Origin of the sequence: Sphingorhabdus sp. SMR4y, assembly GCF_002218195.1 — a bacterium.
GTDB lineage: Bacteria > Pseudomonadota > Alphaproteobacteria > Sphingomonadales > Sphingomonadaceae > Parasphingorhabdus.
The window spans coordinates 524,278-547,982 of the sequence record NZ_CP022336.1 but is presented as its reverse complement, the minus strand read 5'-3'; the positions used below and the strand labels follow the sequence as shown (position 1 = coordinate 547,982).

Sequence of the window (23,705 nt, the reverse complement as noted above, 5' to 3'; positions counted from 1 at the left end):
CCCGCTTTTCAAGCGTTTCAACAGCTGTATTAGCAAAATAATACAGTTTTTTCGGAAAGGCGCAACATGCTTCCAAATCTTCCATTTTTGGTCCGGGCTCAGCTTTCCAGCAATTCTGCCACCTGCGGCGTAATCTTGCCGACGATGACATCAATGCCCTCGGCCGTAGGATGCAGGCCATCCGGCAGAAAAAGCTCCGGATTTCCCAGCACCCCGTCCATGAAAAACGGATAGAGCGCGACATTATATTTTCTGGCAAGCGCTGGATAAATAACGTTAAATTCGTCGGTAAATTCTTTGCCCAAATTGGGCGGCGCGAGCATGCCGGTCAGCAGAACGGGAATGTCCCGTTCCTTCAGCTTTTTCACCATGGCATCCATATTCGCCCGGGTTTCCGACGGCTTCAGGCTGCGCAGCATATCATTGCCACCCAGCCCCAGAATTACGAGATCGGGCTTGCGCGGCAGACTGTCGAGGACAAAGTCCATGCGCCGAAGTCCTGCTGCCGTGGTATCGCCCGAGACGCCGGCATTGTGAACCCGAACGTCCTGACCAGACGCCGTCAGCGCCGCCTGTAACTCCGGCGCGAAGCCCTGTTTCTGGTCCAGACCATAGCCGGCATAGAGGCTGTCACCAAAGGCAACGACCAGAAATTCGGTCTCATCCGCCGCGTCAGCCTGATCACCGTCGCTGTCCGCCGGAGCCGCTGCTACGTCCTCTCGAACAGCTTGCTGCTCGTCCGGCGCAGGACCACAAGCGATCAAAAGTTGCAGAAATGCCAGTGTGAACCCATATACGATAAAATTCTTCAACATCGGATATCCTTACCCCCATGATCCAGAAAACCGCCGCTCCAGGCGACGCCGCCACAGTTGAAACCCATATCGCGATTGCCGCCCGGAATGTCACCCTGTCTTTGGGGGAAGGCGAGGCACGGGTCGATATATTGCGGGGCATCGATCTCTCGATTACAGAAGGAAAGACGGTTGCGCTGCTCGGGCCATCGGGTTCTGGCAAATCATCACTGATGGCGATCCTGTCCGGTCTGGAGCGGGCTACAGGCGGTGAGGTCAATATCGCCGGGGCTGACTTTGGCACGATGAACGAGGATCAACTGGCTGTGGCGCGGCGCGGACGGGTAGGCATAGTGCTCCAGGCTTTCCACCTGCTTCCCACAATGACAGCGCTGGAAAATGTCGCGGTGCCGCTGGAACTGGATGGCCAGCTCGATCCGTTTGACATTGCAACAGAAGAGTTGACGGCAGTGGGCCTCGGCGACCGGCTGGGGCATTATCCGACGCAACTGTCCGGCGGCGAGCAGCAGCGGGTGGCAATAGCCCGGGCAATGGCCTCGCGTCCCACGATCATCTTCGCCGACGAGCCGACCGGCAATCTTGACGGCGCGACGGGCGACAAGATCATCTCCCTTCTGTTCGAACGCCAGAAAGCGACTTCGGCAACCCTGTTGATCATCACCCATGACCCGGAACTGGCGAAACGGTGCGACCGGATCATCGAACTGCGCGACGGTCTGATCGAACGGGACAGCGCCGCGTGAGCGCTGAACTGGGCAAGGCCTGGACGATAGCCCGCCGCGATTTGCGCGGCCGTTTTGTCGGGCTCCGGCTGCTGATCATCTGCCTGTTTCTCGGCGTCGCCACTTTGGCGGCAATCGGCAGCCTGACCAACGCGATCACCGAAGAACTGGCCAATCGCGGCCAGGCGATTCTGGGTGGCGATCTCGAAATAGCAGTAGCCCAGCGCGAAGCCAGCAGAGAAGAACTTTCGGCCCTCAGACAGGCAGGAACCCTGTCCGAAACGCTGCGTATGCAGGCGATGGCCCGGCTACCCGACGGCAGCGACACGCAGCTGGTTGAACTGAAAGGTGTCGACGACAGCTATCCGTTATATGGCCAATTTACGCTGGAGAGCGGCGAGACAGTCTCCGCACCAGCGCCGCAGGATATTTACGTCACCCCTGCCCTGATGCAGCGGCTTGCCCTGAAAGCCGGCGACACAATTGATTTTGGCGAGGCAAGCTTTACCATTTCCGGCATCATCGCCGAAGAGCCCGACCGGCTCAGCGAAGGCCTGTCGCTCGGCCCCGTGGCGATCACGTCACTCGACAGTCTCCGCGCGACAGAATTGATCCAGCCGGGCAGCCTGTTCGAGAGCAAATATCGCCTCAAACTGCCCGAGACAGCCATCCCGCGCGAAGTCGGTGACCGGCTTGCCGAGCAATTTCCCAACGCCTCGTGGGAAATCAAGACCCGCGACGATGGCGCCCCCAGCACACGGCGCTTCATCGAGCGCATGGGGCAGTTTCTGACGCTCGTCAGTCTTGCCTCGCTGGTGATCGCCGGGATCGGTGTCGGCAACGGCGTCGCTTCCTATTTGCGCGGCAAGCAGGGCGCGATCGCCACGCTCAAGATACTCGGCGCGGACAGCGCGATGATTTTTCGCATCTATCTGTTCCAGATCATGGCTGTGGCGCTGGGGGCCATTGCCTTCGGCCTCGTGGTCGGCGCCCTGGCACCGCTGGCGATCATCCAGATTGCCGGCGATGTCCTGCCGATCAGGCCGGAATTTGCCGTCTATCCGCTGCCTCTGCTGGTCAGCGCACTGTACGGATTGCTGATCGCCGTTATCTTCGCCCTGCCCCCCTTGTCACGGGCAAAGACAATCCCGGCGGCGGGTATCATCCGCGGCGAAGGCAAGTCATGGCGACAGATTGACCGGCAAAGCTGGATCGGTGTCAGCCTTGCGATTGCCGCCATCATCGCGCTCGCCCTCGGTACGGCCAACGAACCACTATTTTCAGCCTCATTCATCGGCGCCGCGGCGGCGATCCTCTTGCTATTGACGGGATTGGGCGCGCTGATCCGCTGGCTGGCGAGCAAGGCGCCGCGTCCTAAACATCCGTTGCTCCGTCTCGCCCTGACCAGCCTGCATCGCCCCGGGGCACAGACCGGGCAACTGGTGGTAGCATTGGGACTGGGCCTGACCCTATTCGCCACGCTGGCCGCTATCCAGACCAGCCTGACCAACGAAATCCAGTCGACCGTGCCGCGCGATGCGCCTAGTTTCTTCGTGCTGGATATTCCGGTCGAACGGACTGAAGCCTTTCGCGCCAGGGTCGCAGAGACGTCCGGAGGTGCAGAGGTCAATATCGTGCCGACATTGCGCGGAACTATCACCGAATTTCGCGGCCAGCGTGTCGCTGAACTGGAAACGCTGCCGGAAGGCGCGTGGGTGCTGCGAGGCGACCGTGGTCTCACCTATAGCGAGGCCATCCCGGAAGGCAGCGAAATAGCCGAGGGCGAATGGTGGCCCGCCGATTATGACGGACCGCCGCTTGTGTCGGTCGACGAAGAGCAAGGCGCCGCGATGGGCCTGAAGATCGGCGACAGCTTGACCGTCAGCCTGCTCGGCGTGGAAATCCCGGCCAGGGTCGCCTCGTTCCGCACGGTCAACTGGCGCAATTTCGGTTTCAACTATGTCCTGGTCTTCCCGCCGAGCGTGCTGGCCGATGTCCCGCATAATGTCGCGGCGACCATCCAGCTGGAAACCGAGAAAGAGGACATTCTTCTCAATATCCTGCCCAAAGAATTTCCCTCCATTTCGATGGTAAAGGTCAAGGAAATCGCATCCCAGATTGGCGACATATTGGACCAGATGGCAACTGCCATTGCCGCGGCCGCCTCGATCGCGATCTTCTCCGGCATAGCGGTGCTGATCGGTGCCATTGCAGCATCCCGTCAGGCGCGGGTCTATGATAGCGTGATTCTCAAGCTGCTCGGCGCCACCCGCCCACAGATATTGTCGGTCCAGGCAATTGAATATGCCCTTCTCGCTTTTCTGCTATCAGCCGTGGCACTGGGCCTGGGTCTGCTTGCCGGCTGGTTCGTGATCACCCAGATTTTCGAATTTACTTGGCAACCTGATTGGGGAATTGTCCTGCTGACGCTGGGCACCGGCGCGCTTGCAACGCTGGGTATTGGCTTGCTTGGATCGATACCGGTCCTATCCGCCAAACCGGCGCGGGCTTTGCGAGAACTGTAGAATCGACCGCTCGCACTGAGCCTGTCGAAGTGCAGTATGGCCTTGAACTGTCCTTCGACAAGCTCAGGACGTACGAAGGATGGTTCGCTAATCCTCGTCCCCGGCCAGACGCACAGCAACGGGCGCGGACAGGAACAGTTGCGCGAGATGGTAAAAAATCAGTGGCAAAATCACCAGTCCTGCACGCTCCGGTGCAAATATAATCGCCGCCAGGGGTGCGCCGATAGCGACACTTTTCTGTGCGCCGGAAAATAACAGCGTTTTCCGGTCATCCCGGGCGAACGCCATCACACCGCCGAGCAGCCAGGTGCCGCCAAAGGCCAGCCCCAGCCAGAGAGAGAGCGCAGCCGCTAGCCAGACAAATTCCTCACCGCTCACCCTGCTCCACATCCCCGCGATGATCGCCGCAGAAAAGGAAACATAGACAGCCAGCGCGATCGCACCCCGGTCGATCCAGCCGGTTATATCCTTGTGCTGCATCACCCAGGGCCGCAGCCTCTTCTGAAAGGCCTGCCCCAGAACAAAAGGCAACACCAGGATAGTGGCAAGCTTGATGATTGTATCAGATGTGATTTCAACACCGGCCGCGCGTGCCAACACTGCAAACAACAGCGGCGAGAGGAATACACCGACAAGATTTATAAACGCGCTGGCGACAACGGATGCGGCAACATTGCCTTTCGCTATTGCGCAATAGCTGGTTGCCGATTGCACGGTGGATGGCAATACGCCCAGGAACAGAAAGCCGAGCGCGACATCGGCCGGCAAGACCTGATCGACCGCTCTCGAAAACAGCAGACCAATGGCCAGCATCACGCCAAACACCCAGATGAATATCGTGCCCTGCAACGGTATATTGCGCAGACCGGCTTTCACTTCGTGACGCTCGAGACGGATTCCATGCAGCAAGAACACTGCAAAAATACCGGCATTGAACAATATACCAGCAATATCTTTTGCCGCCCCTTGCACGGGAATCAGGGTAGCCAGCAGGACCGCTCCGCTGAGCAGCCAGATGAACTTGTCGGTCAGGATCAGGCGGAGGGTCTGCATCTTGGTTAGGCCAAATGAATGGCCCAACTGCATTTGGCAAGCTTTCTGATGTTGCGGCGCAGCACCAAACAGGCTAAGGGCGCGGCAATATTGGGGCTTTGCCTATGGCCGCCCTATCCTCTCTTACGGTAGAATTAGATATGTCTCTTCGCAATATTGCAATCATTGCGCACGTTGATCACGGCAAAACCACGCTGGTGGACCAGCTTTTCCGCCAATCCGGAACATTCCGTGAAAACGAGCGTGTCGAAGAACGCGCGATGGATTCGAACGATCTGGAAAAAGAACGTGGCATCACGATTCTCGCAAAATGCACCAGCGTCGAATGGAAAGGCACGCGGATCAATATTGTCGACACCCCGGGTCATGCCGACTTTGGTGGCGAGGTAGAGCGTATTCTTTCGATGGTCGATGGCGTTATCCTGCTTGTTGACAGTGCCGAAGGGGCAATGCCGCAAACAAAATTCGTGACCGGCAAAGCGTTGGCGCTGGGCCTCAAGCCGATCGTCGTGGTCAACAAGATCGACCGTCCCGACGGCCGTCCCGAGGAAGTGCTTGACGAAGTGTTCGATCTTTTCGTCAACCTCGATGCCAATGACGATCAGCTTGATTTCCCGTCGCTCTTCGCCAGTGGCCGCAATGGCTATGCCGGAGACACACCCGAGGTGCGCGAAGGCAATCTCACGCCGCTGCTCGACAAGATCATCGAACATGTTCCCGAGCCTGATGTCGACCCCGACGCAAAATTCAAATTTCTCGTCACCCTGCTCGACCGCGACAATTTCGTCGGCCGTATCCTGACCGGCAAAGTCGAAAGCGGCAAGATCGACCTCAATATGCCCATTCATGCGATCGACATGAATGGCAAGGTGGTCGAAACCGGCCGCGCCACCAAGATCATGGCCTTCAACGGCCTGGAGCGTGTCCCGGTGGAAAGCGCCAAGGCGGGCGATATCATTTCGCTTGCAGGCCTGACCGACGCGACCGTGTCCAATACCATCTGTGACCCGTCGGTCACTGATCCGATTGCTGCGCAGCCGATCGATCCACCAACCCTGTCTATGAACTTCTCGGTCAATGACAGCCCGATGGCCGGTCGCGAAGGTGACAAGGTCACCAGCCGCGTGATCCGCGACCGTCTGCTTCGGGAAGCCGAATCGAATGTCGCGATCAAGGTCACCGAAAGCGCAGACAAAGATAGTTTCGAAGTCGCGGGTCGTGGCGAACTGCAGCTCGGCGTTTTGATTGAAACCATGCGTCGCGAAGGCTTTGAACTGGGTATTTCCCGCCCCCGCGTGCTGTATCGTGAAGAGAATGGCGAACGGCAGGAACCCTATGAAACCGTCGTTATCGACGTTGATGACGAGCATAGCAGCACGGTTGTCTCGAAAATGCAGCGGCGCAAGGCCGAGCTGACCGAGCAGCGTCCGTCCGGCGGCGGCAAGACCCGCCTGACCTTTTCTGCGCCATCGCGCGGCCTGATCGGCTATCACGGAGAGTTCCTGTCCGATACGCGCGGCACCGGCATCATGAACCGCCTGTTCGAGAAATACGGCCCCTACAAGGGCGTGATCGAAGGCCGTCCGGTCGGCGTACTCGTTTCCAACGGTACCGGCAATGCTGTGCCTTACGCGCTGAACGCGCTTGAGGAACGTGGCATATTGTTCATCGGCGGCCAGACCGCTGTCTATGAAGGCATGGTGATCGGTGAAAATGCGAAACCAGGCGATCTCGACGTCAATCCGATGAAATCGAAACAGCTCACCAACTTCCGCTCGACCGGCAAGGATGATGCAGTGCGCCTGACACCGCCCACCGTGATGACGCTGGAACAGGCGATCGCCTATATCGACAATGACGAATTGGTCGAGGTGACGCCCAAGAATATTCGTCTTCGCAAGCGCTATCTTGATCCGAACGAACGCAAGAAAGCCTCGCGCAAGGCGGAGGCTGCTTGACCTGCCGATGATTTGAACTACCCTTGCTGCACTCACAATGTGAGGCAGCGGCAGGGGGAACTTCAATGCGAAATTTTGATATGGGCGAGGCCTGGTTGATCATGATCGCCATGCTCAAGGAACATGGCGTTGCCGTCACTCTGGTGATGCTTGCCACAACGGTCCCGTTTTTCGCTTTGTTCTACTGGCTGTTTTCCGACTTCTATCTGGCAGCATTCGAGAACATGAACGGCGATTCCCAAGCAATGGCGGGTTTGATGGAAGGCCAGTCCTCGCTTCTCGGCATTGTAAATATCATCAGTTGGATCGCCAGTTGGACAGGCTGTTTCATCGCCTGGAGACTGGTTCTGGCCCGGGGTCAGGACACGACTGGCGGTATCATTGCCTACGGTTTCGGTGCAGCCCTGATGACTACTCTGGCTGTGATCACCATATATATCCTGTTCTTTATCGCCATGCTGTTCGTCGGCATGGTTGTTGCCCTGCTGGCAATAGGTTTCGCTTCCGGCGGAGGGGTAGCGACTGCCGGCACCGGACCGGGTTTAGGCCCCATATTCGTGTTAATCTACACCGGATTGCTGGCCCTTATGCTGTTTCTTCTCGCGAGGTTCGGCACTACGGGGCCGCTCATGGCGGCAAAACGCAGCTATAATTCCTTTCAGGCTCTGATCGACTCGTGGAAGCTGACCAAGGGGAACAGTCTCATGCTCATGCTCTACCTTTTTATTATCGGCATCGCGGTCGCTCTATTCATGTTCGCGCTGCTTGTACTCGCGTATTTTCTGACGAAAATATCGGTCGCTTTGACCCTGATCGTGGCCGTCATATTATATTTTTCACTGATACCTCTCTATCTTCTGGTCCCTGCCGGCATTTACCGGGCTCTTGCCGATGACAGTCCTGCAGAGGCAGCTGCTTCAAACTAGCCGCGGCACTGATATACTCTCGACGCTCAATACTTGATTTTGGCGAACAATCTGGCAAAGCGCGGCAGCAATACAGGAAAATAGAAATGACCGAAAACCAACAGCCCGATCCCGCCAATAGCGCAGCCTCCGGACAAGACACCCCGCCGGACCGGTTGGCCATCAATCCGCGGAGCCCGCATTATGGCGGCGAATTGCTCACGCGCGGGATCGGGATCAATTTCCGCGGGACACGCAAACATAATATCGAGGAATATTGTGTCTCCGAAGGCTGGGTTAAGGTGCAAGCCGGCAAAACCATGGATCGCAAGGGCAATCCGCTGCTGATCAAGCTGAACGGCGAAGTGGAAGCCTGGTTCGAAGATCTGGGCGACGATGCGCCCAAAACCAGCATAAGCGCTTAGCCGCCATAACCAGCATCACACCAAAGCGCATCCAGCTATTCTTTGCGCTGGTGTTCTTTGTCCTTGGCGGCTGGGCCTCGCTTTTTCCGCAGCATGTGATTGATACGACATTGCTGCCGGAATATCGCGAAGGCGGACGGATATTGCCGTTCGCCATCGCCTGCTTCGGTGCGCAGGCTCTGTTGTCGGGTCTGTTCGCTGCCTTTTCCCGCTTTTCGTCACTGACTTTTCTGGTCTATGGAATCGCACTGCTGCCCTTTTTCGGGTTCAATTATTATTTTACTTTCCATGATCCTGTGTTCACCAGCATGGGGCTCCTTGACGCTTTGGGTAATGTGATCATGCTGGCATTATGCTATGCTGGCTGGAAAAAATCAAAAGCAGCGGAAAGAGGAGCGGACCTATGACATTTGACGGGAAGATCGTCTGGATCACCGGAGCATCTTCAGGAATTGGCGAAGCACTGGCCAAGGCTTTTGCGGCCGAAGGTGCCCACATCATCCTGTCGGGCCGCCGCACCGAAGCTTTGGAAAAAGTCGCTGCCGGTATCGCGACAGATGCCTGCATTCTGCCTTTTGAAACCACTGACTACGATGCACTCCCCGCAAAGGTCGAGAAAGCACGCAACTGGAAGGGCAAGGTCGATATTCTCGTCAATAATGCGGGGATCAGCCAGCGCAGTCTGGCGCTCGACACCCATCCCGACGTCCATCACAAGATCATCAATGTCGATCTGCTGGCGCCAATCTGGCTAACCCAATTGTTATTGCCACACATGATCGCGGCGGGCGGTGGTCATATTGTCGGGATCAGCTCTGTTGCGGGTCGTGTCGGCGTCCCCTTGCGCACCGCTTATTGCGCCGCCAAACACGGACTGATCGGCTATATGGACGCCTTGCGCGCCGAAATCGAGCAGCTGCATAATGTCCGTGTCACCAATATCCTGCCGGGCTCGATCCGCACCAATGTCTCGCGCAACGCATTGACCAAAGAGGGCAAACGCCGCGGGAAATCTGATGCTGCGATCGACAATGGAATGGAACCGGACGAGTGCGCGCGGCAGATTCTGGAGGCTGTAGCGAACAATATTCCCGAGCTTCTCATCGCAGAGGGAATGGAACAGCAAATCGCCTTATTGCGGCAAAGCGATCCCGACCAATGTTTTGCGATGACGGCCGCGCTGGGCGCTCAGATAGCGGAAAAATACGAAGCGGGAGAGAAAGACTGATGGCTTTGATATTGCTGGACAAAACAGACGGCATTGCCACAATAACGCTCAACCGCCCGGAGGCGATGAATGCTCTGTCCCACGGCCTGCGAACCGAGTTGTTCGACGCCTGTCAGGACATAGCACAGGATGATGATATCCGTGCCGTCATCGTGACCGGTGCGGGTGAGCGGGCCTTTACGGCCGGCCTTGATCTCAAGGAACTGGGAGAACAGGGCTTGGGTGCTGCGACCGATCAGAACCCTGCACGAAACCCCTGCCGGGCGCTGGAATCATTAAACATTCCCGTGATCGGCGCCATCAACGGCGTCGCGATCACCGGCGGCTTCGAACTGGCTCTCGCCTGCGATATCCGTATCGCTTCGACGAATGCCCGTTTTGCCGATACCCACGCGCGGGTCGGCATCATTCCCGGCTGGGGGCTATCGCAGAAACTGTCACGTTTCATCGGCCTGTCCAGAGCCTGCGAGCTGAGCTTCACCGGTCAGTTTCTGGACGCGCAGACCGCTTGCGACTGGGGTCTGGTCAACCATGTCTATGCGGCCGAAGAACTAATGCCCAAAGCCCGCGCACTGGCCGCGGATATCGCGAGTATCGACCCTGAATTTCTCAAAGCATATAAGAAGTTGATCTTTGACGGCTATGATCGCAGTTTCAAAGACGCGCTGGTGCTGGAAAAACAGACCACCGACGCGTGGAACGGGAATGTGTCAGCCGACGATGTCGAAAAGCGTCGACAGGCTATCATTGAGCGCGGTCGCAAGTTGAAGGGCTGACATGAAACTCAACGCATTGGACCATGTGAACATCATTACCGATGATCTCGCCGGCACCGCCCGGTTTTTCGTCGACATATTTGATCTCGATGTACGAGACGGCCCCGAACCATTGCCGCCGGAACTGGTCCAGTGGCTCTACGACGATAGCGGCCGAGCGATATTCCATATCAATTCCAGAGAAATGGTGCAGGCCTATCAACGAGACACCCAGGCCGGCCCCAGCACTGGTGCGATCCATCACGTCGCGCTGGACTGCAGCGATCATCTGGCGTTTATCAAACGCCTGGACGCCCACGGAATCGGCTATCGGCTAAACGACATTCCCTCTATTGAGCTAAAACAGCTGTTCTTTTGTGAGCCCAACGGAGTGCTGCTCGAACTCAATTTTCGCGGCGAATAATCTTTCGCCAGCCACGCTTAGCGGAAAAAGCAGTTAGTCCCCGAATACAGACTCTCGACCACGGCATCATGGCTTTGACCAGAAAGAAAACCGCCTACAAACCCGGCAGGATCACCAGCAAAAAATTCGACACCCAGCGTGCTGTCGGCTTGCATTTCGACAGGCATCGCGTTGCTCAATTCGGTATAGGTTGACCCGACACTGATATCATTCACCAGACGGGCCGACCGCCCATTACCGTCATAAAACCAGCCAACCAGTTGATCGTTCTGAAAATTCGCAGTGAGTCCAGTCGCCGGGGACGCGACAAAGACCATGGGTCCGGCGCCGCAATCAGTGTTGCGATGCTGGTCAACCGGACCGAAGCGCTCGATCATTGCAGTTACAGATTTTATGTCGCTGCCATAATTTAGCAGCGTCCCGTCTGGTCGGGCCAGACCATCGGCCTGCAAGATAATGATTTGCGGCTGGTCCAGTCGCTTGGATGCATCCATCTGAGTCTCGCTCGAGCATCCCGAGGCGATCATCAGCAATGTCGCAGCAGCAACACATGCTTTGGGTATGATCACCCGGGATTACCCTCCATTTGTGGAACATTCGGATCAATCTCGACCCAGGGCTGCTTGCTGCCGGTCCAGAAATGAATTCGCGGTTTCAGCACGCTGCTATCATCCAGCGTGCCTGCCTTGATGAAGGTCATTCCCGGTTGGCTCGGAAGCGAAGTTTTCACCGGTGAACCGCAAGTACCACAAAAGTGGCGATGGACGACATTGCCGCTATCGGCATGATCCTCATAGGTGGTGAGATCGCCGCTGATCTTAATCTGGTCATCCGCCACCGCGAACAACACGGAATAGGAGCTGCCCGCCTGGCGCTGGCAGTTTTTGCAATGACAGACACCGCACATCTGCATCTCGCCTGCGATCGAATAGCTTACCGCACCGCATAAGCACTGGCCTGTCATCGTCATATCAATCCTCCCTCTTTAGGCATTTTTGCGCACAAAAACCGTTCCTGCTGAATAGCCCGCGCCAAAGGAACAGATCAGCCCGATATCTCCGTCCGAAAGATCCTCGCTATGTTTGTGGAAGGCGATGATCGATCCAGCGGACGATGTATTGGCATAAGTGTCGAGAACTGTCGGACTTTCGTCGTCAGTCGCTTCATGGCCCAGCACCCGCTGCGCGATCAGGCGGTTCATGCCGGCATTGGCCTGATGCAGCCAGAGACGGCGCAACGACCCTGCTTCGATACCCAGACGTTCCGTCTGTTCGTTGATCATATTGGCAACCATCGGTACCACTTCCTTGAACACCTTGCGCCCTTCCTGGACGAACAGCTTGTCCTTGTCGTCGCGGCTTTCCGGATGGGTGCGGTTGAGAAATCCGAAATTGTTGCGGATGTTATTGGAAAACTGGGTCTTGAGTTTAGTTCCGACGATCTCCCAATGCTGGGCCGGCGCAATATCCTTGGCTTCGACAAGAATCGCCGTAGCCACATCACCAAAGATGAAATGACTGTCCCGGTCGCGCCAGTTGAGATGGCCGGAACAAATCTCCGGATTGATAACCAGAACCGATCGGGCACTACCCGAGCGGATATAATCTGCCGCGGTCTGAATGCCGAAGGTTGCAGACGAACAGGCGACATTCATATCAAAGCCGAATCCGTCTTCCATGCCGAGAGCGTCTTGGATTTCGACCGCGATGGCGGGATAGGCGCGCTGCAGGTTCGAGCAGGCGCACAACACCGCGTCGACATCCTCTGGCTTGCGCCCTGCCCGTTCCAGCGCCTGCAAAGCGGCCTTCACGCCGATTTCCGCCAATATGGAGATCTCGCTGTCGGGCCTCTCCGGCAAGCGGGGACACATGACTTTCGGATCAAGGATCGGGTCCTTCGACAGGACAAAACGCGATTTAATGCCTGACGCCTTTTCAATGAACTCCACCGAACTATGTTGCAGCTCTTCAACGTGCCCTGCTGCTATAGCATCAGCATTTTCGCGGTTGTGGAGATCAACATAGGCGTTGAAACTGGCCACCAGTTCCTCGTTGCTGATGCTATTCTCCGGCGTAAACAGGCCGGTTGCGGAAATGACGGGAATATTGCTGTCGGTCATGGGAAGAGATAGTTCCTTTTGCGCTCGCGCTTTCTGATGGCACCTGCGAGAGACGGTAATCTCCTCTAGCGAAACTGGCAAGCCGGGTCGATCCTGCTTTGCCTGTCAATTGCGACTTGCTATCGATCCGGCATGGATGATCACATCAAATTGAACGAAAGCTGGAAACAGCCACTCCTCCACGAATTCTCGAGCGAATACATGGTCGCTCTACGGGAATTTCTGCTGCAGGAAAAAGCGGCAGGGAAACAGATTTACCCCAAGAGCGAAGAATATTTTCGCGCGCTTGATCTCACTCCGCTTGATCGGGTGCGGGTGGTCATCCTTGGGCAGGACCCCTATCACGGTCCCGGGCAGGCCCATGGCCTGTGCTTCAGCGTCCAGCCCGGCGTTCGCCCGCCGCCGTCGCTGGTCAATATCTACAAGGAGCTGGAAAGCGATCTCGGCCTATCGCGCCCTGCTCATGGCTTCCTTGAACATTGGGCGAAGCAGGGCGTGCTATTGCTCAACAGCGTCTTGACGGTGGAAATGGCCAACGCCGCTTCCCATCGTGGCAGGGGCTGGGAAAAATTTACCGATGCCATAGTCCGGCTGATTGCGGCAAAACCCGAACCGGTCGTGTTTCTTCTATGGGGAAGCTACGCCCAGAAAAAGGCCGCCTTTGTGGAAAGCGTGGAAGACGGTGGCAGGCATCTCGTTTTGAAGGCCCCTCACCCCTCGCCGCTGTCCGCCTATCACGGCTTTTTCGGCTGCAAGCATTTCAGCAGAACCAACAGATTTCTGGAACAGAACGGAATGGCACCGATTGACTGGAGCCTGCCCGATGTTGCCTCCTAGATAGACGACACGCCAAACCGGTTGCAGCCCGGAAGGAATTTCATTCCGGTACAGCCGGCGCTACGTTCAAACGCTGTATCCAGGCATCAATATCCCGCGCCACCTGTTCCGGCGTTTCCTCCATTGGAAGGTGACCGGCATCGGCATAGGTGATCAGCTTGCTGCCCGGGATTGCGGCTTCAAACGCGCGAGCGTGAGACACGGGGATGACGCTGTCTTGCTCGCCCCAGAGCAATAGCACGGGCATTTCCAAAGTACCGACCTCGTCCCATTTTTCCGGCTGGCGCGGGGTCTTGCCCCGATCGACTGCCGCTTGTCGATTGCCCGGAAAGCGAAGCAGTTCCCAATAGCGATCGACTTGCGCTTCGGTCAGCCGCTCCGGCTTGGCGAAATTTTCTTCCAGCGAGGATTTGACCAGAAAGCGCGGCGTAATTTCCGGCAGCAATATCTGTCCGATGGAGGACCGCGCCAGCCTGGCTCCCAGATAGGGTTTGATCTTTTCCGCGACCTGCGCACCGGACGCATCAATCAGAACCAGTCCAGAGATGCGCTCCGGTACCGACAGACCGGCACGCCAGCTCAGCCAGCCGCCCATACTGTTCCCGACCCAATAGGCCTTGTCGACGCCGACCGTATTGAGCACCCGGACCGCAGCCGCGATATTGGTATCGGCATCATAGGCGCCAGTCGGATGGGGGCCGGTGAGGCCGTGACCATAGAGATCCAAGGAAATGAGACGATATCGAACACCGAGAAGAGCCACCACGGGCTCCCATGTCTGGAGCAGGCTGTTCGACCCGTGGATCAGCAGTAGCGCCGGGCCGTCCTTGTTGCCTTCATCACGATAATGGATTTTAGCACCATGGCTATCTTCGACAAAGCGCGAGGCTTCACTGCCATATTTGGCGATCATATCGGCACGATCTGTATCCGGAGTCCGGAAAATCAGAAAAGCCGCCCCCAGCACTACCAGCAACAGCAGAATGATTTTGATCATCTTTTTCATTTTTTGTCTCACTCCCGAGAGACTGATCTATCCAAAAAGCCGACAAGCGCAAAGGGCCTATCCATCGCCCCGCCATTCGCCGGGCAGAAGTCCCTCGAGCGTCCAGTCCCCGATGCTCCAGCGCACAAGCCGCAATGTGGGGTTGCCGACAGCCGCGGTCATCCGCCGGACCTGCCGGTTCCGACCTTCGCTTATTGTCAGTTTGATCCAGCAATCCGGCACGCTCTTTCGCACCCGAATCGGCGGATCGCGGGGCCAAAGGTCCGGTTCCGCGATCCGTTCGACTGTGGCGGGCCTGGTCAACCCGTCTTTCAATTCGACGCCTCGTCGCAACATAGCGAGGCCGTCTTCCGAAACATCGCCTTCTACCTGCACCAGATAGGTTTTCGGCATCTTATATTTGGGATCGGATATGCGTGCCTGCAACTTGCCATCATCGGTGAGCATCATCAGGCCCTCGCTGTCACGGTCCAGCCTGCCAGCAGGATAAACACCGGGCACATCGATGAAATTGGAAAGCGTCGAACGTTTGGTCTCGCTCCCACGATCGGTGAATTGCGGCAGCACGCCGAAGGGTTTGTTGAACAGGATCAGTTTCGCCATGCTCCCCTTTGGCAGCGACATGTCCAATGAGCAACGCCCCAGCGCCGGGAGCGATAAAATTCGGGTGCATACCCGATTTTCATTACCGCTATGGCTACCGGTGCCAATCAAAATTGTGTAGCGCATACCGATGCAATTCAACAACTTCGATAGCACTACTTTCCTGCGCGACTACTGGCAGAAGCGCCCGCTGCTGATCCGAAATCCGTGGCAGTTCTGGCACAATCCCCTGACACCCGAAGATCTCGCAGGGCTTGCTTGCGAAGATCATGTGGAATCACGCCTGATCACACAATCGAGCGACGACTGGAATGCCGAACATGGTCCATTGCCAGAAACGCGTTTCGGAGAACTGGGAAATTCACCATGGACCCTTTTGGTGCAGGCCGTGGACCAGCATGTCCCGGATGTAGCCGCGCTAATCGCACCTTTTCGTTTCGTCCCCAACTGGCGGATCGATGACGTGATGGTAAGCTATGCCAGCGATGGCGGCGGGGTTGGCCCTCATTTCGATCATTATGATGTGTTTCTGGTTCAGGGCCTCGGCCAGCGTCGTTGGCAGATTGGCGGCATGTGCAATGATCAAACCGCACTGCGCTCGCACGAGGATTTGTTGCTTCTGGCAAAATTCGAAGTCATGGAAGAATGGGTACTGAACCCCGGAGATATGCTCTACATCCCGCCAGGTATCGCCCATAATGGTGTTGCGATCGGACCGGATTGCATGACCTATAGTGTCGGCTTCCGTTCTCCCTCGCGAAAGGAACTGATCGGTCACTGGTGTGACGACCTGCTGCCCGAAATGACCGATGATGACAGATATTGCGATCCCGATCTGACGACACAGGAAAATCCCGGGGAAATACCAGCTGCCGCCATCGACCGGTTGCATGCCATGATTACGGAGAAGCTGACGGATCGTGCTGCCTTTGCACGCTGGTTCGGCCAATATAGCAGCACGCCCAGATATCCGGATACCGACTGGCGTCCCGAGGACCCGATCGAAACAGACCATCTGCGCGCCTTGCTGGCCGAGAATCACCCGCTGCTCCGCAATCCTGCCAGCCGGTTTTCCTTTATTCGACAAGATGACAGTCAATTGCTGCTATTCATCGACGGAGAATGCTTTTACTGCGCCGGTGAGACGAGCGTATTGGCAGAACAATTGTGCGCCCGGGACAGGTTGACGGTCGACGCCGGGTTGCGTGGTTCGGATGATGCTGTGACACTTCTCGCCGAGCTTTATAACCGCGGCAACCTGTCATTCGACTGGAGTTAGCCAGCAAGGCGATCCAGACAAAAAAAGGGCGGCAGTGCCTGGCACTGCCGCCCTTTATAATATTCGGTCTAAGGCTTAGGCCTGCTGCAGGTTTACAGCGGCTTTCTTGCCATTATTTCCGGTTTCAACGTCATAGGTCAAACGCTGTTCTTTTTCGAGCGTCTGCATTCCGGCAGCCTGGACTGCGGTAATGTGTACGAAGCTGTCATCGCCACCATCTTCAGGAGCAATGAAACCATAGCCCTTGTCGGTGTTGAAAAATTTTACGGTGCCTGTAGGCATAGTCTTATTCCTATTCATAACTTAATTATGTCCGATCTTGCGAAATGCAGTACCGGACGGGATTGGCCAACTTCGAGAAATGGGAAAAAGAGTATGCAACCTTAGGGGTAGCGAGACCTAGATTTCGTCGTAACGCGATTTATTAGCTGCAGGGTCTATAGCAGCCTATTTACTAATAAGCAAACAGTTGAATTTCAGCGGTTTCATGGCTGGCAGAAATTGTGTATCGATGAGCCTGATGAAACAGGCCAATTTGATCTGCGCCGCCGCGCTCTTTCTTTGTATCCCGCTCGCTGCGTGTGACTCGCCTTCTGTGTCAGCGCCCGAGCCATCGCCTCAAGACTTGTTTTTTGAACGACTGAGCCTGCTCTGTGGCAAAGCTTACGCCGGCACGTTGGTGTCGGAACAGAAAGCCGACGCCGATATGGCGGGCAAGCCTATGATCATGCATGCTGCGTCCTGCGACCTGAACGAGATCCAGATTCCCTTCCACATCGCTGAAGGAAACGCCCAGTGGAACCGGTCGCGGACCTGGATCATCACCCGAACCGATCAAGGCCTGCGACTGAAACACCGCCACCGTCACGAAGACGGGAGCCTCGATGATGTCAGCAATTATGGTGGTGATACCGACAGCGAAGGGACAGCCAGTCGACAGGAGTTTCCAGTGGATGCCGAGTCTGTCTCCTCGTTTGAAACCAACGGCCTCGACAAGTCGGTGACCAATATATGGGCGATTGAAGTCAGTGAGCCTGGCCAAGGCGATGCCCGGTTTGCTTATGAATTGCGTCGGCCGCAATCCGCCGATGGTCGGCATTTCCGCGTCGAGTTCGATCTCTCAAAGCCGGTAGCTGTCCCGCCCCCACCCTGGGGCGATTGAAACGCGATGTTTGCAGAGCTTGCCGTCGGTGGTTTCATGGTTCTTCTGACCGTTCTCATTCACGGGGTTGGCATCTTTGGCCTCGCTCGTTTTCTGCGGATCGAGGCGCGCGAAGAGGCAGCCGAACATATCCATCCCATGTCGCCGCACGGCATTCTCGTGACGCTCGCTCTGGTGTTCGGTCTCTTTGTACTCCACGGCATCGAAATTTGGGCTTATGCCATAGTCTATCGTCTGGTCGATGCCATTGCGACCTTCGAGCAAGCGATCTATTTTTCCACGATAACCTATTCCACCACCGGCTATAACAGCGATGCGCTCGACACAAAGTGGCAGATGATTGCCGCTATCGAGGGGCTCAACGGTTTTATCCTGCTCGGCTGGTCGACTGCATTTTTCGTAACCGTGGTCGCGCGTATGGGGCGCCGCTAGTGACGCAGGCCCGGCAACCAGAAAGCTTGGCGAGACGCGTTTTCCGCTGGCTGCTTGCCATCTTCTACCTGATTGCGGGCGTCGCACATATCCGGTCACCGGTCGGGTTTCTGGCAATAACGCCCGACTGGGTTCCCTTTGCAGAGCAGGTTATACTAGTTACCGGGATCGCCGAGATTGCTGGAGCGGTCGGTCTTCTGATTCCGCCAAGAGTGATTCCGCATGTCCGCTATGCTGCAGGAATCGGCCTGGCGCTATATGCGCTTTGTGTTTATCCGGCGAATATCAATCATGCGATCAACGATATCCCGATCGGCGGCGAGACCGCGAACTGGTACTATCATGCGCCTCGTCTGGCCTTTCAGCCTGTCTTTATCTGGTGGGCTCTCATCGTCGGCGGAGTGATCAACTGGCCATTCCGGCCCGACAAGTCGTAAAGCTGCACATAAGCGGGTATTTATGTTAGGACTGTCTTCGCTAATTTGGCAATGACAAAGGAGCAGAATATGGAAAAGCATGGCGATCAAATTGAGGTAACCGAACGCGAAGCAAGCAACAAACCGCGCGCACCGCATAATGTCAGGATCGTGCTGGCTGCCTCGTTGTTGCTGGCCGTCATCGTGATGTCCATGGCCTGGATCATCCCGGCGCTAAGCTAGCGGAACCCGCTCAAATGGACGTGACCAGGGCGCAGTGCTGTCAAATCACACCAGCGATATAGGCGACCAGCAAGGCCGCCGACAGAAGCAAAGCCTGGGACAGCAAAATCCGGCCAGCCCGGCTCAGTGAAAGCCACGTGATAGTCCGCCGAAACATCGGCTGTCTGATTCTTCCGCTTACCACATCATCGGTCATCACAGACGGTTGAGAGCCTATCACCACAAACAGAAGAACCGTCGCAAAACCGGTTATAAAGGCCGAAAGCTGCGATGCGGCGGCCCGATATTCTGGATTGAGATAGTTGGCATAAAGTGAGCCGACCACAGCCGCTGTCAGCAGCGCTTGCGCCACGATGTACAACATGATGATCGTCATCGACACGCCTCGTGGTTTGCGCAGGCCGCCGATATGCAAGCGCTTTGCCATGGTCACGGTTCGCCCGATGTAACCGAGCCCTTCGTTGGTGAGATCAAGCCAGATCAGCCTGGGCATCCAGCGATGCGCCCATGAACCAAATCTTCAGCCATCAAAACAATATTTTGTGCGTTTGTGCGCTTTCTGGCTAGCGCAGTTTTGTGCAGGCTTTTATTGGGATTTCCCCTATCCAGCGCGCTACTCCGATCGGACTTCATGATGCTTGCTGCTCTCGCGCCTTACGCACCGGCCCTGGTTGCACTGATATTGCTTCTATTGCTGATCGCCTTCGCCACCGAAATCCGCCCGCCGGAGGTCACCGCCATCGGCGCAGCTGGCCTTTTGCTCGTCCTCGGGCTGATCTCGACCGACGATATCTTGACCGCGATGAGCAATCCTGCACCGCTGACGATTGCCGCGATGTTCATCATCTCCGGGGCACTCGTAAGAACCGGTACGCTGGAAGCCTTTGCGCTCAAGGTGACCGGCCTCGCGAAGGCGTCACCAGTACTGGCCACCGGATTACTGCTGGTCGCGATCGCGATCCTGTCGGGGTTTACCAACAACACGCCTTTGGTAATGATGATGATCCCGATAGGAATGACTCTGGCCAGAGAACTCGGCGAGCGGCCCTCCAAGATATTGATGCCGATATCCTTCGCTGCCATTCTCGGCGGTACCTGCACCCTGATTGGCACTTCAACTAATATTCTGGTCGACGGTGTCGCCCAGAAAAATGGCCTCGCTGGCTTTTCTATTTTTGAGATCGCACCGGCCGGTATTGTTGTCGCACTGGTCGGCGTGACTTATCTGGCCCTGACCCGCCGGTTTCTTCCGGACCGGGATACGATGTCCTCGCTGCTCGATGAAAACGAAACAAAACGCTATACGATGTCGATCTTTATCGGGGTGACGTCGCCCTATATAGGCCAGATAGCAAGCGAAATTGACTTGTTCCGCAGCGGTGAGCGGCGGCTGGTCGACGTCGTCCGCAATGACGTACCCATCCGAAAAGCGCTGTCGAAATATGTGGTCCGGCAAGGTGATGTTCTGGTGCTTCACACCAATGAAGCCGATGTCATGACCATTCGCGAACGCGGCAAATTGCCGCTGACCAAAAGCGACGACGGGCATCGGTTTGTACCGATGTCCTCCCACCGGTCGATGCTGGCAGAGATATTGTTGCTCCCTGATGCCTATCTGATCGGTCATAGCCTGAAAGAGGCGGCCTTGCCGCAACGCTATGGCGTCCAGCCGATTGCGATGCACCGCAGGGGCAGCAACTTCTCCGAACAGTACGACAACACCAAATTGCAGATCGGTGACACCCTATTGCTGGAGGGCGCCAAAACGAACATTCGCCGCTTGGTCAAGGGTGAGAACCTGATGAATGTCAGCGAGCCGAAGACCCGTGGATATCGACGCCACAAAGCCCCGATCGCGATCGCTGTGATCCTCGCTGTGGTGTTTGCTGCTGCACTCGATATCATGCCGATCGCGGGCCTTGCAGTGCTCGGCATGGCCGCTGTGCTGGTGACCCGCTGTATCGAACCGGACGAGGCCTTTGCTTCGGTCGACTGGCGGATCATTGGTCTGATCGTAGCGATGTTGGCTATTGGCACAGCCCTCGAAAGCGCCGGCCTTGTAGAGATGTTGGTGACGGCGGCAACGCCCTGGCTCTCCGGCTTCCCGCCGGTCTACGCGCTCGCCGCCATCTATCTGCTCAGCCTGATGTTGACCGAACTGGTGACCAATAATGCGGTTGCTGTCGTTGTCACACCGATCGCCATCCAGCTCGCGATATCGCTCGGCGTCGATCCCCGGCCCTTTGTCATCGCGGTCATGTTCGCCGCGAGCGCCAGCTTTTTGACGCCGATCGGCTATCAGACCAACACATTGGTCTATGGCGCAGGCGGCTATCGCTTTCTCGATTTTGCCCGCTATGGTCTGCCGCTGACGCTGGTGATCGCGATCACGTCGATCACGATCATCCCGTTGATCTGGCCCTTGTGAAGACATAAAAACGCGCGCATCTGGGAAATTGCGCGGGGCCAGGCTTGCGGATTGCCGGTCAAAGTTCGTCAAAGTTCGGGCCAAGAACGCGATCTGGCGCGACAGACATATTCAATCACTATCACCTTTTTCGCTATCGATATCAGATATTTGAAGCTTGCTTACGGTAAGCCTTGCTAACTTCGGGTCCACATAAGGCTCTTCTTCGTCGCCGGTCCGCTCCTGCCTCTGCCAATGGGGCAAACGACCGTCCATGATATCGGCAATCTCCAGCGCATCTTCGAGCGCCTCTGGCGAGAGCAGTTTCTCCGGCTGCGCAGGCGGTTCGGGGCCGAGCAGTTTCAGCGCCTCGGCCACCGGCGGTTGCGCGGGCACGGTCTGCTGCCCTTCCCCCGCCCCGCGGCCATCACGATTACCATGGCGATAGCGGTCCGGCGCATGGGCACGGATCAGGAACATTAACAACCGGTCGTTATATTTGCGCTTGGTATAAAGATGCCGCCCTTCTTTATCGAGTATCACATCATCGACGCCGTTGATCGCCCGGTCGAAGGCAATATCGATCAACCGCCGCGACGCCGCCGCCAACGCTGCGTCCCAGGCCGCCGCGAATCCCTCCGCGCCCGGTGCCCGGCGTAGCGTATAGGCGGCGCTGTCCGACATGCCGACACTGCGTGCGGCCTCAATCACAACCCCGCAATCGGCCAGCGCCTCGATAAAGGCGCGCTGCTTTTCAGGCGTCCAGCCATCCTTGCGGCGCTTGCGCAGCACCGGCACCCAGTCATAGGCGGCGGGGTCATGGCCGTGGGCGTCGAGATGAGGGGCGTCCCGCTGGGAGGCGTCAGGAGTGGTGGTGGCGGGTGTGGTTTGGGGGGTGTGTTTCTCTGTCATAGGACAGAATATAACCCATTTGGTTAGTTGTAGGAAAGAGTTTGTGCGTTTGGGAATTATTCGTGATGAGTTTTGGGGATTACTAATTGTGGTCTTGGTCTTTCTGGCGGGGGTTGGGCCGATTGCGGACCGTCTGGTTTTGCACGCAGTGAGACATAAACAGTCATAGCGGAGCCAAGTATCTACCACTCGTTCCGTTTACCGCTCCTAGCTTTTTTGCGTTCATCGCCCAATAGAAATCAGGAGACGTTACGTCGGCTAGCGCGAATTTATTGAATCCGCGCGCATTCTATGTAATGTGCCATAGTCAGATTAAGATGCTGCCGGATGGGGAGGGGCAAATCAAGAGCAACCTAGCCCGAGGTTTCCTCGAATGATCCTCGGAAACTGAGGTTGCTTGTCCTTCAACAGTCGCACGTCCACACTCGGCTCGGGTGAAGATTTTTTGAACCAAGAGGGAATCTACCATGCCCGGACAGAACAATGCGGAAGAGCAGATTCTCGGCATCGTTACCAATCACTGGCAGGCGCACGGCGTCGGCTTGGCGGCCAAGCTCGAATTGGCCGATCATCTTGCCGAGGGACCGCTGACGGTCGAAGAGCTTGCCAGGCGTTCCCGCACGCATGCGCCCAGCCTGTACCGCATGTTGCGCGCGCTGGAGAGCACGGGGATTTTCGCGAGCACGGAGAACGGCTCATTCGAAAACACGCCCGCTAGCGATTGCCTGCGCCGCAACAAACCCGGTTCGAACTGGGCCTGGGTATGCTTCACACTGTCCCCTGGCGCACCGGTTTACGAAGGATGGCGCGGCTTGCCCCTGGCGGTCGAAACCGGCCAGCCGGGCTTCGACCAGCTGCACGGAAAGAGCAACTGGGAGAACATGCAGGAAAACCCGGAGGCCTATTCGATTTTCAATCTCGCTATGCGCGATCTTGCCACCACGATCGGGCCCGCCGTTGCCTCAGCAATCGATTGGAGCCGCTACAGCGTGATCGCCGATATCGGCGGCGGGATCGGATCGCAGCTATCGGAAATTCTCGCAGCGCATCCCGATACCAGGGGTATTCTTTTCGATCTTCAGCATGTGATTGCCGAAGCACCGGAGAACGATCGGCTCGAGAAGGTCGCCGGCGACTTCTTTGCAAGCATTTCGGTCGTGGCCGACGCCTATGTGCTGCGCTGGGTGCTGCATGACTGGTCCGACGAAGAATGTCTTCGCCTGCTTCGCAACTTGCGGGAGACAATGCAGCCCGAAGCGCGATTGATGATCGTGGAATCGGTAATCCCCGCCGGTTCGCAGTTCGACATGGGCAAGTGGATGGATCTCAACATGATGGTGATGGCCACTGGCAAGGAACGCACCGAAACCGAATTCGAGGCGCTTCTCGAAGAAGCCGGTTTCAAGCTCATGTCTATCGAACCGACTGCGTCGCCGCTATCGATCCTGGTCTGCGCGCCGGCGTGACGAGAGCCGGGAG

27 protein-coding genes are annotated in these 23,705 nt (G+C 56.8%); 17 read left to right on the top strand and 10 right to left on the bottom strand.

What is annotated here, in order from left to right; genetic code table 11:
• Window positions 1-98: 98 nt before the first annotated feature.
• Window positions 99-815, bottom strand: a complete 717-nt coding sequence (locus SPHFLASMR4Y_RS02600) for an arylesterase (RefSeq protein WP_089132171.1) — start codon at window positions 813-815, stop codon at window positions 99-101.
• A gap of 17 nt (window positions 816-832) precedes the next feature.
• Between SPHFLASMR4Y_RS02600 and SPHFLASMR4Y_RS02595 the strand changes: the two genes are divergently transcribed.
• Both SPHFLASMR4Y_RS02595 and SPHFLASMR4Y_RS02590 read left to right on the top strand, forming a co-directional pair.
• Window positions 833-1,558 carry an ABC transporter ATP-binding protein gene (locus SPHFLASMR4Y_RS02595; RefSeq protein WP_089132170.1) on the top strand — a complete coding sequence of 242 codons (726 nt, stop codon included), beginning with the start codon at window positions 833-835 and terminating at the stop codon, window positions 1,556-1,558.
• Window positions 1,555-4,062: an ABC transporter permease gene (locus SPHFLASMR4Y_RS02590; RefSeq protein ID WP_260807044.1), complete on the top strand. Its 2,508-nt coding sequence runs from the start codon at window positions 1,555-1,557 to the stop codon at window positions 4,060-4,062. The genes SPHFLASMR4Y_RS02595 and SPHFLASMR4Y_RS02590 overlap by 4 nt, the downstream gene beginning before the upstream one ends.
• A gap of 87 nt (window positions 4,063-4,149) precedes the next feature.
• On the opposite strand, the gene SPHFLASMR4Y_RS02585 is transcribed toward SPHFLASMR4Y_RS02590, so the two are convergent.
• Window positions 4,150-5,115, bottom strand: a complete 966-nt coding sequence (locus SPHFLASMR4Y_RS02585) for a bile acid:sodium symporter family protein (protein WP_089132169.1) — start codon at window positions 5,113-5,115, stop codon at window positions 4,150-4,152.
• A gap of 140 nt (window positions 5,116-5,255) precedes the next feature.
• On the opposite strand from SPHFLASMR4Y_RS02585, the gene typA reads away from it, so the two are divergent.
• The 7 genes from typA (at window position 5,256) to SPHFLASMR4Y_RS02550 (ending at window position 10,810) form a co-directional block, all read left to right on the top strand.
• A complete protein-coding gene (gene typA / locus SPHFLASMR4Y_RS02580; RefSeq protein WP_089132168.1) occupies window positions 5,256-7,073 on the top strand; it encodes a translational GTPase TypA in 1,818 nt (605 codons plus the stop codon).
• A gap of 65 nt (window positions 7,074-7,138) precedes the next feature.
• A complete protein-coding gene (locus tag SPHFLASMR4Y_RS02575) occupies window positions 7,139-7,999 on the top strand; it encodes a hypothetical protein (RefSeq protein ID WP_145955445.1) in 861 nt (286 codons plus the stop codon).
• Between the two features lie 86 nt (window positions 8,000-8,085).
• Window positions 8,086-8,403: a DUF3297 family protein gene (locus tag SPHFLASMR4Y_RS02570; RefSeq protein ID WP_089132166.1), complete on the top strand. Its 318-nt coding sequence runs from the start codon at window positions 8,086-8,088 to the stop codon at window positions 8,401-8,403.
• A gap of 95 nt (window positions 8,404-8,498) precedes the next feature.
• Window positions 8,499-8,810 (top strand): hypothetical protein, encoded by a 312-nt coding sequence (locus SPHFLASMR4Y_RS02565; RefSeq protein ID WP_145955444.1) that lies wholly within the window; start codon window positions 8,499-8,501, stop codon window positions 8,808-8,810.
• The gene (locus SPHFLASMR4Y_RS02560) at window positions 8,807-9,631 is read left to right on the top strand and encodes an SDR family NAD(P)-dependent oxidoreductase (protein WP_089132164.1); all 825 of its coding nucleotides are present in this window, start codon (window positions 8,807-8,809) and stop codon (window positions 9,629-9,631) included. The genes SPHFLASMR4Y_RS02565 and SPHFLASMR4Y_RS02560 overlap by 4 nt, the downstream gene beginning before the upstream one ends.
• Window positions 9,631-10,407, top strand: a complete 777-nt coding sequence (locus tag SPHFLASMR4Y_RS02555) for an enoyl-CoA hydratase (protein ID WP_089132163.1) — start codon at window positions 9,631-9,633, stop codon at window positions 10,405-10,407. The genes SPHFLASMR4Y_RS02560 and SPHFLASMR4Y_RS02555 overlap by 1 nt, the downstream gene beginning before the upstream one ends.
• 1 nt (window position 10,408) lies before the next feature.
• Window positions 10,409-10,810 carry a VOC family protein gene (locus SPHFLASMR4Y_RS02550; protein ID WP_089132162.1) on the top strand — a complete coding sequence of 134 codons (402 nt, stop codon included), beginning with the start codon at window positions 10,409-10,411 and terminating at the stop codon, window positions 10,808-10,810.
• 17 nt (window positions 10,811-10,827) lie between these two features.
• Here the strand turns inward: SPHFLASMR4Y_RS02550 and SPHFLASMR4Y_RS02545 are convergent, their stop codons facing one another.
• From SPHFLASMR4Y_RS02545 to SPHFLASMR4Y_RS02535, 3 genes are read right to left on the bottom strand one after another with little or no spacing between them, the layout of a single operon-like run.
• Complete coding sequence (locus SPHFLASMR4Y_RS02545) at window positions 10,828-11,379, bottom strand: hypothetical protein (RefSeq protein WP_145955443.1); 552 nt, start codon at window positions 11,377-11,379, stop codon at window positions 10,828-10,830.
• Window positions 11,376-11,780, bottom strand: coding sequence for a GFA family protein (locus SPHFLASMR4Y_RS02540; RefSeq protein WP_089132160.1), 405 nt, complete (start codon window positions 11,778-11,780; stop codon window positions 11,376-11,378). The genes SPHFLASMR4Y_RS02545 and SPHFLASMR4Y_RS02540 overlap by 4 nt, the downstream gene beginning before the upstream one ends.
• A gap of 15 nt (window positions 11,781-11,795) precedes the next feature.
• Entirely contained in the window at window positions 11,796-12,929 is a 1,134-nt protein-coding gene (locus SPHFLASMR4Y_RS02535) for a beta-ketoacyl-ACP synthase III (protein WP_089132159.1), read from the bottom strand.
• Between the two features lie 132 nt (window positions 12,930-13,061).
• On the opposite strand from SPHFLASMR4Y_RS02535, the gene ung reads away from it, so the two are divergent.
• Window positions 13,062-13,766, top strand: a complete 705-nt coding sequence (gene ung / locus SPHFLASMR4Y_RS02530; RefSeq protein WP_089132158.1) for a uracil-DNA glycosylase — start codon at window positions 13,062-13,064, stop codon at window positions 13,764-13,766.
• A 40-nt stretch (window positions 13,767-13,806) separates the two neighbouring features.
• Here the strand turns inward: ung and SPHFLASMR4Y_RS02525 are convergent, their stop codons facing one another.
• Together SPHFLASMR4Y_RS02525 and SPHFLASMR4Y_RS02520 are read right to left on the bottom strand one after the other, a co-directional pair.
• Window positions 13,807-14,772 carry an alpha/beta fold hydrolase gene (locus SPHFLASMR4Y_RS02525; protein WP_089132157.1) on the bottom strand — a complete coding sequence of 322 codons (966 nt, stop codon included), beginning with the start codon at window positions 14,770-14,772 and terminating at the stop codon, window positions 13,807-13,809.
• A gap of 57 nt (window positions 14,773-14,829) precedes the next feature.
• Window positions 14,830-15,375, bottom strand: a complete 546-nt coding sequence (locus SPHFLASMR4Y_RS02520) for a pseudouridine synthase (RefSeq protein WP_089132156.1) — start codon at window positions 15,373-15,375, stop codon at window positions 14,830-14,832.
• Window positions 15,376-15,505: 130 nt separating this feature from the next.
• On the opposite strand from SPHFLASMR4Y_RS02520, the gene SPHFLASMR4Y_RS02515 reads away from it, so the two are divergent.
• Window positions 15,506-16,654, top strand: a complete 1,149-nt coding sequence (locus SPHFLASMR4Y_RS02515) for a cupin domain-containing protein (RefSeq protein ID WP_089132155.1) — start codon at window positions 15,506-15,508, stop codon at window positions 16,652-16,654.
• Window positions 16,655-16,729: 75 nt separating this feature from the next.
• Here SPHFLASMR4Y_RS02515 and SPHFLASMR4Y_RS02510 read toward each other — a convergent pair whose 3' ends face one another.
• Window positions 16,730-16,936 carry a cold-shock protein gene (locus SPHFLASMR4Y_RS02510; protein ID WP_089132154.1) on the bottom strand — a complete coding sequence of 69 codons (207 nt, stop codon included), beginning with the start codon at window positions 16,934-16,936 and terminating at the stop codon, window positions 16,730-16,732.
• Window positions 16,937-17,333: 397 nt separating this feature from the next.
• Here SPHFLASMR4Y_RS02510 and SPHFLASMR4Y_RS02505 point away from each other — a divergent pair, with 397 nt between their 5' ends.
• The 4 genes from SPHFLASMR4Y_RS02505 to SPHFLASMR4Y_RS17005 all read left to right on the top strand — a co-directional run bounded on the left by SPHFLASMR4Y_RS02505 (window position 17,334) and on the right by SPHFLASMR4Y_RS17005 (window position 18,907).
• Complete coding sequence (locus SPHFLASMR4Y_RS02505) at window positions 17,334-17,816, top strand: hypothetical protein (RefSeq protein ID WP_260807043.1); 483 nt, start codon at window positions 17,334-17,336, stop codon at window positions 17,814-17,816.
• A gap of 6 nt (window positions 17,817-17,822) precedes the next feature.
• Window positions 17,823-18,248, top strand: coding sequence for an ion channel (locus tag SPHFLASMR4Y_RS02500; RefSeq protein WP_089132153.1), 426 nt, complete (start codon window positions 17,823-17,825; stop codon window positions 18,246-18,248).
• 26 nt (window positions 18,249-18,274) lie between these two features.
• On the top strand, window positions 18,275-18,685 hold the full coding sequence (locus tag SPHFLASMR4Y_RS02495; protein ID WP_260807042.1) for a DoxX family protein: 411 nt from the start codon (window positions 18,275-18,277) through the stop codon (window positions 18,683-18,685).
• Window positions 18,686-18,754: 69 nt separating this feature from the next.
• Window positions 18,755-18,907: a hypothetical protein gene (locus tag SPHFLASMR4Y_RS17005; protein ID WP_186266025.1), complete on the top strand. Its 153-nt coding sequence runs from the start codon at window positions 18,755-18,757 to the stop codon at window positions 18,905-18,907.
• 40 nt (window positions 18,908-18,947) lie between these two features.
• On the opposite strand, the gene SPHFLASMR4Y_RS02490 is transcribed toward SPHFLASMR4Y_RS17005, so the two are convergent.
• A complete protein-coding gene (locus tag SPHFLASMR4Y_RS02490; RefSeq protein ID WP_089132152.1) occupies window positions 18,948-19,400 on the bottom strand; it encodes a lipid II flippase family protein in 453 nt (150 codons plus the stop codon).
• Window positions 19,401-19,538: 138 nt separating this feature from the next.
• On the opposite strand from SPHFLASMR4Y_RS02490, the gene SPHFLASMR4Y_RS02485 reads away from it, so the two are divergent.
• Window positions 19,539-21,335, top strand: coding sequence for an SLC13 family permease (locus SPHFLASMR4Y_RS02485; protein ID WP_089132151.1), 1,797 nt, complete (start codon window positions 19,539-19,541; stop codon window positions 21,333-21,335).
• Between the two features lie 111 nt (window positions 21,336-21,446).
• On the opposite strand, the gene SPHFLASMR4Y_RS02480 is transcribed toward SPHFLASMR4Y_RS02485, so the two are convergent.
• Window positions 21,447-22,226, bottom strand: a complete 780-nt coding sequence (locus tag SPHFLASMR4Y_RS02480; protein WP_089132150.1) for a hypothetical protein — start codon at window positions 22,224-22,226, stop codon at window positions 21,447-21,449.
• 467 nt (window positions 22,227-22,693) lie between these two features.
• Here SPHFLASMR4Y_RS02480 and SPHFLASMR4Y_RS02475 point away from each other — a divergent pair, with 467 nt between their 5' ends.
• Window positions 22,694-23,692, top strand: coding sequence for a methyltransferase (locus SPHFLASMR4Y_RS02475; RefSeq protein WP_089132149.1), 999 nt, complete (start codon window positions 22,694-22,696; stop codon window positions 23,690-23,692).
• Window positions 23,693-23,705: the final 13 nt, after the last annotated feature.